Annotated in this window: 12 protein-coding genes and 2 pseudogenes; 6 read left to right on the top strand and 8 right to left on the bottom strand. The window is 69.2% G+C overall.

The window, feature by feature from the left end:
• Window positions 1-153: 153 nt before the first annotated feature.
• From ABD140_RS36860 to ABD140_RS36850, 3 genes and pseudogenes are all read right to left on the bottom strand, one after another.
• Window positions 154-486, bottom strand: coding sequence for a helix-turn-helix transcriptional regulator (locus tag ABD140_RS36860; protein ID WP_344247109.1), 333 nt, complete (start codon window positions 484-486; stop codon window positions 154-156).
• Between the two features lie 492 nt (window positions 487-978).
• Window positions 979-2,362: pseudogene (locus ABD140_RS36855) on the bottom strand (IS30 family transposase).
• A gap of 100 nt (window positions 2,363-2,462) precedes the next feature.
• Window positions 2,463-3,047 carry a TetR/AcrR family transcriptional regulator gene (locus ABD140_RS36850; RefSeq protein WP_344247105.1) on the bottom strand — a complete coding sequence of 195 codons (585 nt, stop codon included), beginning with the start codon at window positions 3,045-3,047 and terminating at the stop codon, window positions 2,463-2,465.
• A 145-nt stretch (window positions 3,048-3,192) separates the two neighbouring features.
• On the opposite strand from ABD140_RS36850, the gene ABD140_RS36845 reads away from it, so the two are divergent.
• Window positions 3,193-5,721, top strand: coding sequence for an MMPL family transporter (locus ABD140_RS36845; protein WP_344247103.1), 2,529 nt, complete (start codon window positions 3,193-3,195; stop codon window positions 5,719-5,721).
• Window positions 5,722-5,972: 251 nt separating this feature from the next.
• Here the strand turns inward: ABD140_RS36845 and ABD140_RS36840 are convergent.
• Window positions 5,973-6,664 (bottom strand): annotated as a pseudogene (locus tag ABD140_RS36840) (IS5 family transposase); the annotation flags it as partial.
• Window positions 6,665-6,900: 236 nt separating this feature from the next.
• A complete protein-coding gene (locus ABD140_RS36835) occupies window positions 6,901-7,026 on the bottom strand; it encodes a hypothetical protein (RefSeq protein WP_344247101.1) in 126 nt (41 codons plus the stop codon).
• Window positions 7,027-7,223: 197 nt separating this feature from the next.
• Between ABD140_RS36835 and ABD140_RS36830 the strand changes: the two genes are divergently transcribed.
• Window positions 7,224-7,406, top strand: coding sequence for a hypothetical protein (locus ABD140_RS36830; protein ID WP_344205534.1), 183 nt, complete (start codon window positions 7,224-7,226; stop codon window positions 7,404-7,406).
• 108 nt (window positions 7,407-7,514) lie between these two features.
• On the opposite strand, the gene ABD140_RS36825 is transcribed toward ABD140_RS36830, so the two are convergent.
• Window positions 7,515-7,739: a hypothetical protein gene (locus ABD140_RS36825; protein ID WP_344247099.1), complete on the bottom strand. Its 225-nt coding sequence runs from the start codon at window positions 7,737-7,739 to the stop codon at window positions 7,515-7,517.
• Between ABD140_RS36825 and ABD140_RS36820 the strand changes: the two genes are divergently transcribed.
• The 3 genes from ABD140_RS36820 (at window position 7,723) to ABD140_RS36810 (ending at window position 10,791) form a co-directional block, all read left to right on the top strand.
• Complete coding sequence (locus ABD140_RS36820; protein ID WP_344247097.1) at window positions 7,723-7,995, top strand: TetR family transcriptional regulator C-terminal domain-containing protein; 273 nt, start codon at window positions 7,723-7,725, stop codon at window positions 7,993-7,995. The two genes, ABD140_RS36825 and ABD140_RS36820, sit on opposite strands and share 17 nt — an antisense overlap.
• Window positions 7,996-8,069: 74 nt before the next feature.
• Window positions 8,070-9,053, top strand: a complete 984-nt coding sequence (locus ABD140_RS36815) for a LacI family DNA-binding transcriptional regulator (protein WP_344247095.1) — start codon at window positions 8,070-8,072, stop codon at window positions 9,051-9,053.
• A 289-nt stretch (window positions 9,054-9,342) separates the two neighbouring features.
• Window positions 9,343-10,791: an L-fucose/L-arabinose isomerase family protein gene (locus ABD140_RS36810; protein ID WP_344247093.1), complete on the top strand. Its 1,449-nt coding sequence runs from the start codon at window positions 9,343-9,345 to the stop codon at window positions 10,789-10,791.
• Here ABD140_RS36810 and ABD140_RS36805 read toward each other — a convergent pair.
• A complete protein-coding gene (locus tag ABD140_RS36805) occupies window positions 10,776-11,141 on the bottom strand; it encodes a hypothetical protein (protein ID WP_344247091.1) in 366 nt (121 codons plus the stop codon). The genes ABD140_RS36810 and ABD140_RS36805 overlap by 16 nt on opposite strands.
• A gap of 36 nt (window positions 11,142-11,177) precedes the next feature.
• On the opposite strand from ABD140_RS36805, the gene ABD140_RS36800 reads away from it, so the two are divergent.
• The gene (locus ABD140_RS36800) at window positions 11,178-12,068 is read left to right on the top strand and encodes a tetratricopeptide repeat protein (RefSeq protein WP_344247089.1); all 891 of its coding nucleotides are present in this window, start codon (window positions 11,178-11,180) and stop codon (window positions 12,066-12,068) included.
• Between the two features lie 291 nt (window positions 12,069-12,359).
• Here the strand turns inward: ABD140_RS36800 and ABD140_RS36795 are convergent.
• A partial coding sequence (locus ABD140_RS36795) for a hydrophobin family protein (RefSeq protein ID WP_344247087.1) occupies window positions 12,360-12,820 on the bottom strand: 461 nt, incomplete at its 5' end.

Below are 12,820 nucleotides of genomic sequence, written 5' to 3'. Positions count from 1 at the left end.
CTCCAGATCTGCACCCACCTTCGTCTGTCGGATATCCAGTTCGGTGGTGCTCCATGCCGGGGAGGGGGAGAGGAGCCTCGGCTGGCTCCAACGGGATCGTGAAGACGTTCATCGGTTGAATGTTGGGCTTTCAGGGTTGTTGATCCGGGGTGGTCACCTGACTTTCCAGGTGCGGTCGCCCAGGGTGGCCACGAGGTCGAGGTGGCCGCCGAGTGCGGTGATGTAGTCGCGTGCGACGTTGATGCCGGAGACCTCGCCGTGTTCGATTTTGGAGATGCGTGCCCGGCTGACCCCCAGGGTCCGGGCGAGTTCGGCCTGGGTGAGGTCGGCGGCCTGTCGGATCTCGGCGGGCTGGAATCCGCGGACATGGGCTTCGCGCCGTTCGCGCGCGGCGGTGGCTCCGGAGGCCTGCTCTTCCTCAGTGCGGGGGTCGAGCGAGGCTCCCTTGGCTTTGACGTCTGACCACTTGCTGTAGCGGGCGTTCATTGCTCCTCCTGCTCTTCTTCCTTGAGCGCGATCAGGTGCTCGGTGAACCGTTCATCGGCCAGCGGTATCGCCTCTCGATACCAGCGGTTCCAGTCGCAGGCTTGTCGTCGGCGAGCAGGAAGATCGATTCCCTGGTCGGGGTCGAAGAGGACGCAATTCCTTCATGTGGTGGTAGCGGCTACTTTGCACCCGGTTCGCTGGCGGGCGACGTGCGGTGGGCCCGTCCTCGGCGAGCTGGTCGATCGCGTCTTTGATCAGGTCTGCGCTCTCCGGGTCGGCCTTGCAGAGCTGCAGGTACTACCCCTCGGCCTCCGGGTGCAGGTTGATCTCCCAGCTCATGCAGCGAGTATGACTATTCGGTCATGCTCTGTGGCAGCGCTTCGATGCTTCTGTGTCCGTCTCTGCGACGAGGCGGTCTGCTCGTGAGCGAGCACGCCCAGTGGAACCTTGGCCGTCGCCACTGCGGCAACGTCGAAATTCGCACTGGCGGATTCAACCGGTCGTCGCAACACCGGCTTGTTGGAGTGATCGTAGGTGATCGGTGAGGGCTTCGGCGGGTGTCTTCCAGCCGAGGGTCTTGCGCGGTCGGGTGTTGAGTGTGGTGGCGACTGCTTCGATCTCCTGGGCGCTCCAGCGGGACAGGCCGGTGCCTTTTGGAAAGTACTGGCGCAGCAGATCGTTGGTGTTCTCGTTCGTGCCGCGCTGCCAGGGGCTGTGCGGGTCGGCGAAATAGACCGGGACGCTGGTCTCGACCGTGAACTGGGCGTGCGCTGAGAGATCCTTGCCGCGGGCCCACGTCAGCGAGCGGCACGACTGCTCGGGCAGGGTGGCGATGGTGGAGGAGAGCGTGTTCTTCATCGTCACGGCCCCGTAGCCGGCCAGCGGCGGCCCGTTCTTGGTGCGCGGAACGGTGCCGTAGCCGTCCTCGCGCGGCAGGTGAACCAGCATCGTGAATCGGGTCGTGCGCTCGACCAGCGTGCCGATCGCAGGCCGCTCCAACCCGATCAGTAGATGGCCCTCCCAATGCCCTGGCACGGCACGGTCGTCGGCCTTGGCCGGCCGCTCACTGATCATCACCTCCGGCGTGACGTGTGCCCACGCTTTGCGCCTGGAGCGTGCCCGGGGAACACGCAACGCCCTGCCGGTGCGCAGGCAGGCGACGAGTTCACGCTTGAGCGCGCCCCGGGCCTCGACGTAGAGAGCCTGGTAGATCGCTTCATGGTTGATCCGCATGGACTGATCATTGGGGAAGTCGACCTTCAGTCGGCCTGCGATCTGCTCAGGGCTCCACGCCGTCGCCCACCGGCGGTCCCCTCGATGCGGCTTGTTGCGGCCCTTCCACACTTCAGCCACCGGTCCGACCACGGTCCCGTCCGGGCCATGGACCCGGCCCGACAACCGGTCCTGCACATACCGGCGCAGCCGCTCGTTCACGACCAGCTTCGCCTCCTTCGGACGCCGGGCCATCAGATCGGCCTTCCACTGCGCGACGGATGCGCGGTAGTCCAACCGGCCGCCCCGGGTCGCGGCGTTGCGCCGGAGCTCACGGGAGATCGTCGAGGGATGACGGCCGAGCCGCCGTGCGGTCTCCCGAACCCCCACACCCCGGGCGTTGAGGATCGCTATCTCCTCACGCTCGCAGAAAGACAGGTACCGGCCGGACAAAGCGGCAAGATCCATCGGCGGCATGCCGCCACCATGCCGCCACCATGCCGGAACCAACGGCCACCCGCAGCCTGCGATACCCCGACCGCAGCCGCGACCTCCTCCGCAAGCGACCCTTGGCGATCTCACGCCAGAACTCGCGCTCGACCTCCCGCCGAAGAGCCGGAGCCCCCGGCGACTTCATCGCCGACCGCCCCGTCAACGCCTGCATTCACCCTGCCGGCCTGCCCAGCAACATCTCCGCGATCAAAGCGTTGCGACGACCGGTTGAATCCGCCTCGTCCTGCTCGGGCAGGGATGCGGCCGAGCAGTCAGCGGTGGTCGTGCGCGAGCAGCCGACGTGCGGCACCCTCTGCGAAATCGGACACGGTCGTCAGTTCGTCGCCCTGGTCGATTCTGCGGATGCACGCGTCGACGACGGCCTGGAGTACGGCGACGGTCAGTTCTGGCTGCGGCTGCTCCAGTTCACGCACGACCCGGGCGAGCGTCTCGTGCAGTGAGGTGTGCAGATTCCGCACACGTTCCCGTGCCGACGGGGAGAGCGAGCCGCGCGAGAGCGAGGCCCGCCAACCATGGGTGCCGCGAGCAGCCTGTTCGAGATTGGCCCTGACATAGGCGACCGCCTGATCCTCGGGTGTGGTCTCGGCCGCGACGGTCCGCTCCACGGCGTCGATCCAGGCGGGGAACTCCCGGGTCACGACGAGTTCGAGCAGGTCTTCGATGGAGTCGAAGTAACGGTAGATGCTGTTGCGGGCGATGCCGACCCGCGCGGCGACCGCGCCGGCGGTGAGGCTCTCCAGGCCGCCCTCGTTCAGTATCGCCTCGGCCGCGTCGATCAGCTGAGCGAGCCGCTGGGCCCGGTGCTCACGGACACTACCGGCTTCGATCTTGGGCATTCTCTCCGCTCCACCTCGGGCGCTGCGCCGATCCACCCCTGCGTCCGGGGTGCCGATGGGTCATGTTAGCTTGGCGATACTTAGCGACACCCTGTCTCTAAGTTGTGTTCCTGCTTCCTATTCGTAAGGCATCCCGATGCGACCGATGAACTCCCGCCTGCTCCGATGTCTTCTGGGGTCGAGAAAACGCGCCGCCGTGGTGGTGGTGTTCTGGGTACTGATCGCGGGACTCCTCGCCGGGGTCGCCCCTGCTCTGGAATCCGTCGAGGACAACGCCTCGGCCAATCTTCCACCCGCCGCTTCGGACTCCATGAAGGCTCGCGACCTCGTCCGCGCGCAGCTTCCAGGCCAGGACGCGACGCCGGCGATCATCGTGGTGCGCGGTGAGGGCGCCGACGCCGCGGCGAGCGCTGGGGAAGCCGTCGCACGTATCACCTCGGTCCTCTCGGAATCCACCCGGCCCGACCGGGTCGCGAGCGTGATCTCCACGGTGACCGCGCCCGACGCCGCGGCCGAGCTGGTCTCGCGGGACCGCGGCGCTCAGCTGGTCATCGTGCCCATGACCGGAAGCCCTTCGGAGGAGTCCTTCCAGAACGCCGTCGACGAGGTGCGCGCTCTGGCGTCCGAGCGTGCGGGGCCCACCGAAGTCGCCGTGACCGGCCCCGCCGGGATCGCCACCGACACGGTGAAGGTCTTCAGCGGCGGTGACAAGGTCCTGCTCCTGGCCACCATCCTGCTCGTCCTCGTCATCCTCCTGGCCATCTACCGCTCGCCTCTGATGGCGCTCGTGCCGCTCCTCGCCGTCGGCGTGGCGATGCGCGTGTCGGAGACGGTCGGCGCGCTCCTCGCGGATGCCGGAATCATCACGGTCAGCTCCCAGACCGCCTCGATCATGACCGTGCTGCTGTTCGGGGTGGGCACGGACTACGCACTGATCATCACTGCCCGCTACCGCGAGGCCCTCCTCGACGAGCCGGACCGTTCGCGCGCGATGCGGACCGCAGTGCACCAGACCGCCGAATCGGTCCTCGCCAGCGCCTCCACCATCGTGCTCGCCATGTTCGCCCTGCTCGTGGCCGCCTCCCCCGCGCTGCGCGGCTTCGGACCGTACCTCGCTCTCGGCGTGGCCGTCATGGCGCTGGTGGCATTCACCTTCATCCCTGCGCTGATCCTCCTGCTGGGCAAGGGCGTCTTCTGGCCGGGGGGCGTGGACAAGGCCGCTGAACGCAGCCGTGGCGCAGGCGTCTGGCACCGCATCGCCGCTCTCGTCGTCCGGGCTCCGGTCCGGGTCGCCTCAGCCGTGATCGTGCTGCTCCTGGTGCTGAGCGCGGGACTGATCGGCTACCAGGAGAGCTTCAACACCCTCAGCGGCTTCCGCGCCGCCACCGAGTCGGAACGCGGACAGCAACTCATCCAGGAGGAGTTCGGTCCGGGAGAGATCGCGCCCAGCACCGTCGTCATCCGCTCCCAGGACGATCTGCGCTCCAGTCCCGCACCCGCCGCCATCGCCGCCGCGCTCGCCGACGCCGATGATGTCGGCCGGGTCGCAGAGCGTCCCCGTCTCGGCGCAGACGGCAGGACCGTCTTCTACGACGTCGTCCTCGACCTCGACCCCTACAGCTCCGAGGCGCTCGATGCGATCGCCCCGCTCAAGGAAGCCGCGCAGGCCGCGGCCGAAGCGGCCGGAGTGCAGGACGCCACGGTGTTCATCGGCGGGGAGACGGCGCAGAACGCCGACATCCGCTCCGCCCTCGACCGCGACACGACCTTCATCGTGCTCCTGGTCCTGGCCATCGTCACAGCGGTCCTCATCCTCCTGCTGCGCTCGCTCCTCGCACCGCTCTACCTGGTCGCGACCCTCATCCTGTCGTTCCTGGCCACCCTGGGCGCCACCACCTTCTTCACCCTGACCGTCCTGGGCGACGACGGCATCGGCAACCGCGTCACCGCTTACATCTTCGTCTTCCTCGTCGCGCTCGGCGTTGACTACAACATCTTCATCATGAGCCGGTTCAAGCAGGAACTGCGCTCCCTGCCTCCGGCCGAGGCCATCAGCGCCGCCCTCACCCGCACCGGCGGCGTCGTCTCCTCCGCGGGCCTCATCCTCGCAGCGACCTTCGCCGTCCTGATGACCCAGCCGATCCGCGAACTGTTCCAGTTCGGCTTCGCCATGGCCTTCGGCATCCTGCTGGACACCTTCCTCATCCGCTCGCTCCTGGTCCCCGCCATCGTCCGCCTGCTCGGCGACCACGCCCTGTGGCCCGCACGCCCGACACGGTCCACGACGCCTTCCACACCCGCCGCCCCTGATGCGCAGGACGTCGAAGCCTCCGTCCGAACAGCGCGCCTGCTGCGCGCGTTCACCTGGATCGCGGTCATCGAAGCGTGCACTTGGGCAGGCCTGTTGATCGGGATGTACTTCAAGTACGTTCCCGAGACCACCGAACTCGGCGTACGGATCTTCGGGGCGCTCCATGGCGCCGCCTTCATCGTCTACGTACTTCTGACGGTCCTGGTGGCGATCCGACTGAGGTGGAGGCTGGGCCGGACGACGTTCCTCGCTCTGATGGCCGCCATACCACCGTTCATGACCGTGGCATTCGAGATATGGGCCCGCCGCACCGGCCGGCTTCCCCGGCCGGCCGCGGCCCCGCAGCTCACCCCCTCCCCATAGCCGAGTTCCACATGCAGCCCCGGCACCACGCCGGCTGCCGGGGCGCTTGTCGGCTTTCCGACCCAGATGAAAGGTCAGCCCGGTGTTCTCAAGTCGGCGTTGAACGCGGTGGTGCGGCAGATCAGCTTCCTCGGCTGTTGTGTCTTCACCCACGCTGAAGGAGATCGTTCGTCGTGCCCAAAGCCCTACCCGCCGGAGTTCCGGCGGCGTGCCCTGGCCCTGCTGGAATCAGGCCGATCCGGTGGATCTTGGTTGATCCACAAAAGTGCGCTGACCAGGGTGATACCTGCTTGGTAGTGGTGGGCGAGTTTGTCGTAGCGGGTGGCGACGCCGCGGCCTCGCAGGTGGGTGCGGATGGCGCGGCTGCTGTAGGCCTTGTCCGCGATGACGCGCTCGGGTCGGGCGCGGGGCCTTCCCACTCCCGGCCGCGGCACCCGCAGTGTGTTCATCAGCTGCGGGAAGACGGTGCAGTCGTTGACGTTCCCGGCCGTGACGACCGGGGCGAGAGACAGCCCGCTCCCGTCGACGGCCAGGTGGACTTTGCTGGTCAGCCCGCCTCGGGACCGGCCGAGGGCGTGGCGGTTTGTCCCTGGGCGTTCCCCTTTTTGCGGGCGCCGGCCGCGTGCTGGTGAGCGCGCACGATCGTGGAGTCGACGCTCACGCTCCAGTCGAGGCGGCCGAGCGAGTCGTCGTAGACCTGGACGTGCTCCAGCAGCCGGTCGAACGTGCCATCGCCCGCCCACCTGCGGTAGCGCTCGTAGACGGTCTTCCAGCTGCCGTAACGCTCCGGCAGATCCCGCCACGGAACACCCGTCGCGAGCTTCCGCAAGATCCCGTTCAACACCTGACGGTGATCCAGCCACCGGCCGCCACGAGCGTTCTGAGCAGGCAGAAGAGGCTGAACCCGCGCCCACGCGGCATCGGTCAGCTCATGACGACGCACCACACCCCGACCACAAGATCCACCTCAGCCGAACACCAAGATTCACAGGACACTGCCTAGGCACCCGGACCACCCCGCCTGCGCGGGGAGAACGACGACGAGCAGAGAAGGCGGGCCAAAGGACGCGGACCACCCCCGCGCGGGGATGGTCCCACTCCCGGGGCGTGGCCGGTCTGCTGAGGAGAGTGTTCCCCGCGCACGTGGGGGCGCCCCTCGTCTTGATGGCGGAGGGCTTGCTAGTGGGTGACGAACGCCGCAGCGGTGTCGGGCGGGCCCGCCTCGGTGCAGTAGTCGGCCAGGAGCGGCTGGCAGTACGCCCACGACAGCAGGTGCTGGGGCCAGTCCCGTACTCCGCGGTGCACTTGACGGCGATGTCGCCGGTGCGCAGTTCCTCACCAAGGAGGTGAACACCATCGCCTCGAAGTAGCGTCGCACGAGCCGCCCGGGATACTTGCGGTCGCGGATCGCCCGCCCACCAGATCGACGTACACGAGGCCGTCGCTCATGGGAGCCGATATCTCAGCCTCAGCCGACGCCCCGGAGAGAGTAAGATCCCGGGATGAGTGACGATGAGTGGAATCACATCATCCGTTCGGCGAAGCAGGGCGAATCCGGCCCTTGGACGTGCCCTGAGTGCGACGAGTACACCGTCGAGTCGGGGCAGCGGTTTGAGCAGGGCCACGTGGTGGAGCACACACTGATGTGCTTCGCCTGCCAGGCAGAGGTCGTTGCACCTGCCTGAACCCGGACCGTACGCGGTCGCGGCGACGCTGCCGCGCATCGACTATCCGGAGCTGCTGCCGCGTCCACCCCGCCGTCCGACCAGGACCCCGGCCAGTTCCGGGTGCCGTCAGTACTCCAGCCATGCGGCGTGGTCGTCGCCCGCGTGCACGGCGCTGATCGTGCTGACCACTCCGTGGTGGTCTCCGTCCGGTGCTCGGGTGGTCAGTGTGTAGAGGCCGTCTTGCGCGGCCAGGCGGTCGGCCGGTTCCCGGCTGCGGCCGCTGAAGGCGGCGATGCCCCAGCCGATGGCGTCGGGGCGGGAGTTCCACTGCGTGATGTCGGGCGAGGCCACCTCACCGGAGCATCCCGCCCACGCCTACTACACCGAGCGGTACCGCAACCTCCGCCGGTTCTACACGGCTGTCTTCACCGCCCTGGCCGAACGCGGCGAACTCCGCTCGCCGGTCGCTCCGGCCGTCCTGGCGACCATGACGATCTCCCTGCTCAACGGCCTCCAGGCGCAGTGGCTCCACGACCGCGGCACCGTCGACATGGCGGGCTCCCTGCACGCCTTCCCGGTGACCTTCGTCCCCGCCGTGGGCGACTAGAATTCCCTGGCACGGGCGGAGGCCTCCGGGTCCCGGCCCCGATCGCAGGCGGCACGGACGGGAGGGCGGCGAGCATGGACCGTCCCGCGCGCATCCAGGACGTGGCCGCGGCCGCGGGGGTCTCAGTGGCGACGGTCTCGAACGTGCTGAACCGACCGGAGCGGGTCAACGCCCGGACGGTCGAGAAGGTCAGGTCCGTCATCGCGGAACTCGACTACGTGCGGCACCCGGGGGCCGCCGGCCTGCGGGCGGCGCACGCCAGGTCGATCGGCCTGGTCCTGCCGGACATCGCGAACTCCTTCTACGCCCGCATCGCCAAGGGCGCCGCGGACGCCGCCTACCGGCAGGGCTACGCGCTGTCCCTCTGCCACAGCGGCGACGATCCCGAACGCGAACAGGGATACCTGTCGATGCTCGTCGAGCAGCGCGCGGGCGGAGCGGTCGTCGTGCCCCTGGGCGCCGCCACGGGGAGGCTGGAGCGGCTGCGGCGGCGCGGCGTGCCGCTGGTGCTGGCCGACCGGGCCAGGCCCACGGCGGAGGGCTGCTCGGTCTCCGTGGACGACGTCGCCGGCGGCGCGCTCGCGGTGCGGCACCTGCTGGAGGGCGGTGCCCGGTCCGTCCTCGTGGTGAACGGGCCCCGCGGCATCCGCCAGTGCGCCGACCGCTACCAGGGGGCGCGCCAGGCGGCGCGGCGTTTTCGCGGTGCCGCACTGGAGCAGGTCGTCGTGGAGAGCATGACCATCGAGTGCGGTGCGGAGGCCGCCCGGCGCCTGAACCGGCTGCCGGACGGCGTCTTCTGCACCAACGACTTCCTCGCCGCCGGTTTCTGCCGCGGCCTGGCCGAACGCGGCGCGTCCGTCCCAGGGGACGTCCGGGTGGTGGGGTACGGCGACCTGGACGTCGCGGGCCTGGCGGCCCTCACCACGGTCCGCCAGCCGGTGGAGGAGCTCGGGTCCGCCGCGATCGAGCTCCTGCTCGACGAGGTGGAGGCCGGGGCCGACCACGTCCACGAGGCCCGCGTCCTCGCCTCGTCGCTCGTCGTCCGGGAGACGGCCTGACACCCGCGGCCGACCCAGCCTGAAACGTTTTACGCCAGGGCCGCTCCCTGCGGTCGCCGACCTGCACGGCAGCTCGAAGCCGGTTTCCGCAGGGATCGAGCACCGCTGGCGGGGGCTTGTCCGCAGATATTCTCACCGAATGTATCTAATTAATCACCATTAGTTGTTATCTGGATTCATATGTGCGCTTGGAGGCTTGTAAAACGTTTCATAAGGTCTTATCGTCGCACCGGTACGACCGCGGCACCCCGGGCGCGACCCCGCCCTCCCGCACGAAGGGAACTCGACGATGACCTCCACCGGACCCCGCACACCGGTCCTGGACCTGCTGGCCCCCGCCACGCGCCGCAAGACGCGCATCGGCCTGGTGGCCGGAGGGCTCGGCACCTACTGGCCGCAGTTCCCCGGGCTGCTGCCCCAGTTGCAGGAGAGCGCGCGCTACGTCGCCGAGAGATTCCAGCAGATGGACGCCGAGGTCACCGACGTCGGTTTCATCTCCGACGCCCAGGAGGGCGCGGCCGCGGCCGAGCGGCTGCGGCAGGCCGACTGCGACCTCATCGTGCTGTTCCTCACCACCTACCTGACCTCCTCCATGGTCCTGCCGATCGCGCAGCGCTCCCACACCCCGATCCTGGTCATCGACCTGCAGCCCACGGAGAAGATGGACCACGCCTCCTTCGACACCGGCGCGTGGCTCGCCTACTGCGGCCAGTGCCCCGTCCCGGAGGTCGGCAACGTGTTCCGGCGGGCGGGCATCCCGTTCCGGTCGGTCTCCGGATGGCTGCGCCAGGAGTCGGCGTGGGAGCGGATCGGCCGGTGGATCAAGGCCGCGCACGTGCGCGCCGCGCTGCGCCATGCCCGCCACGGCCTCATGGGCCACCTCTACCCGGGCATGCTCGACGTCTCCACCGACCTGACCCTGCTGCCCGCCGCCTTCGGCTCGCACGTGGAGGTCGTGGAGTTCGACGACCTGCGCCACCGCGTCGAGAAGGTCACCGACGCCGAGACGCGCGCCCGCATGGACCTCGCCCGCCAGATCTTCACCCTCGACGACACCGTCGTCGAGGAGGACTTCGCCTGGGGCGCGGCCGTCTCGGTCGCCCTGGACCGCCTCGTCGAGGACTTCGGGCTCGACACCCTGGCCTACTACCACCGCGGTCTGGACGGCGAGCAGCACGAGCGGCTCGGCGCCGGCATGATCCTCGGCGCGTCCCTGCTCACCGCCCGCGGCGTCCCGACGACGGGCGAGTACGAGCTGCGCACCACCGTCGCCCAGCTGGCCTCCCAGGCCGTCGGCGCGGGCGGCTCCTTCACCGAGATCCAGGCCCTGGACTTCGAGGCCGGGGTCGTGGAGATGGGCCACGACGGGCCGGCCCACCTGGCCGTCAGCGCCCGCGACCCGCTCCTGCGCGGCCTGGGCGTCTACCACGGCAAGCGCGGCTGGGGCGTCAGCGTCGAGTTCGATGTCAGGCACGGCCCCGTCACCGTCCTGGGACTCGGCCAGGACGCCGACGGCACCCTGTCCTTCATCGCCTCCGAGGGCACCGTCGTGCCCGGCCCCCTCCTGGAGATCGGCAACACCACCAGCCGCGTCGACTTCGCCCGCGACCCCGGCGAATGGGTCGACGCGTGGAGCGCCACCGGCGTGGGCCACCACTGGTCCCTGTCCGTGGGCCACCACGCCGCCGACTACCGTGCCGCCGCCGACCTCCTCGGCCTCCCCTACCGGCAGGTGTGACCGCCGCCGCTCACGCGGACGGGGCGGCCCCGTTCGGCCTCGGCCAGGCGGCGCCGCTCCGCGCGCCGTCCGGCCTGTTCGGCGGGGTCGGCGACGGGCGAGGCGAGCATGAGGCGCCGGGTGTAAGTGTGCTCGGGAGCGGAGGTGACGGGTCCGGCGGGGCGGGTCTCGGCGATGTCGCCGCGGTGGATGACGCTGACGCGGTGGCATATGTGGCGCACCCCGGACAGGTCGTGGGAGATGAACAGGTAGGCCACGCCGGTGCGGCGCTGGAGGTCCAGCAGGAGGTCCAGGACGCGGGCCTGGGTGGACAGGTCCAGGGTGGAGGCCGGCTCGTCGCAGACGATCACTTTTCCCCAACCGGAATTGATCGCTACATTCCTCGAATGTCCGTAGAGATCACCCTGGCCAAAGTGCTCGCCCACTGCGGTGGCGACCCGCATCAGGCCGTGCATCACCTGGGCCGGGCGATCGCGGCCGCGCCCGGCGACCCAGCCGCCTACGCTGCGGTCGCCGAGCTCCTGCCCGCCCTCGGAACCCTGCCCGACAACGACGCGCACGTCCTTCCGGTGCTGGCCTACCGCCACTTCCTGGCCGGGCGGATGGATGAGGCCGTGCTGGCCCTCGGCACGCTCGGCGGCGTCAGCTCGCGCTTCTCCTGGGCCGACGCACCCTGGTTCTCCGATCCGGCTTTCCTCAGCCAGATCAGCACAGAGGCACTCAGCGAGGCCGGACACCGGCTCTATGACCACGGACCCGGGCCCGACGAAGCCGCCCTCCAGCCATGGCTGACAGCAACCGAAACGCTGGCCGCCCGCTCCTCCGCAGGGCCGGAAGACCTGGCCAAGATGGCGGTCCTCCTGCGCACTTTCGGCAAGACCAGTGAGTCCCTGGCCCTCTGCGACCGAGCCGACACCCTCGGCCGGACCGTCCTGGCCGAAGTCGCCCGCGCCGGCACATGGCGCGTCCTGGGCGACCTCGACCAGACCGCCGCCGCGTTCCAGCGCGCGCTCCTGCTCGAACCGGACAACTGGTCGCTCCACCTGGATCTGTCCGACCTGCACGCCACCATGGGCGACCCCACCGCCGCACTCGCCTCCGCCGAAGAAGGACTGCGCCACGCCCCCGACCAGCCCAAGCTCCTCACTGCTCACGCCGCACACCACGCCAGACTCACCGGCAAAGCCGGAGACCTCAGGAAGTTCGACCGCGTCGCCGCCGACCTCGACCCCGCCTACGCCGACTGGCTACGCGAACAAGCCACCGGCACCCCCTAAACAGCCACAAGCAGCTACCCCCCCCCATGGCGGGGCCAAATGCCATGCGAGACCACCTGCAAACGATCAGAAGGTGGGGCCGATTCCCGCGCGAAACCCCACCACGACGATCACTCAGTGGGGCCGACACCCGCGCGTCCTGGGGCCACTTCTAACGCTTGAAATCCGGCGCTTCTGGTCGGCCTCGGGCACGAGGCCGACGTCGGCCAGGCGCTCCAAGCGGCGCAGCTCGGCGTTGACGGCCTCGCGGATCCGCTCCTCGACGTCGCCGGCGTCAACGCGCCTATCAGGTCACGGGGTGGTGCAGGCCCCGGGCTTGCCGAAGGCGACGAGGCCGTTGAAGTTGTTGTCGCTGCAGAAGTTGGCCTCTCCGCCGAGCCCAGAGGGTGAGCAGTTCAGGCCCACCCCCACATCCGAACTCGGAGGAGTGATCCCCAGGAGGCCCAGGAGAGCGGCGATCTGCGGATCATCGGCTTTACCGACGGTGGCGCAATGGAGGTTCTGCTGGTCGGGGGCCGCGGGCAGGGCGGAGGCGGGCGAGATGAGGGCAGCGGAGGCGGGGAACATGCTCACGGCCGCAGCAGCGAGGAACAGGCGCATGGAAAAGGGCTCCTTCTGGTGGTGCGGCCGCCCGAGCGAACGCAGATGATCACCATGAGTGATCACCTGTCGTCTCTGAAGCGCCCCGAAGGTTCCGGACAATGGTCCCACTACAATGGGATTGTCCGGAAGGTGTTTAATTTTGGCTCGAT

This window comes from Actinocorallia libanotica (assembly GCF_039525175.1).
GTDB classification, from domain to species: domain Bacteria; phylum Actinomycetota; class Actinomycetes; order Streptosporangiales; family Streptosporangiaceae; genus Actinocorallia; species Actinocorallia libanotica.
Note: the sequence above shows the minus strand (reverse complement) of the source record. Positions and strands in the feature narration are given on the sequence as shown.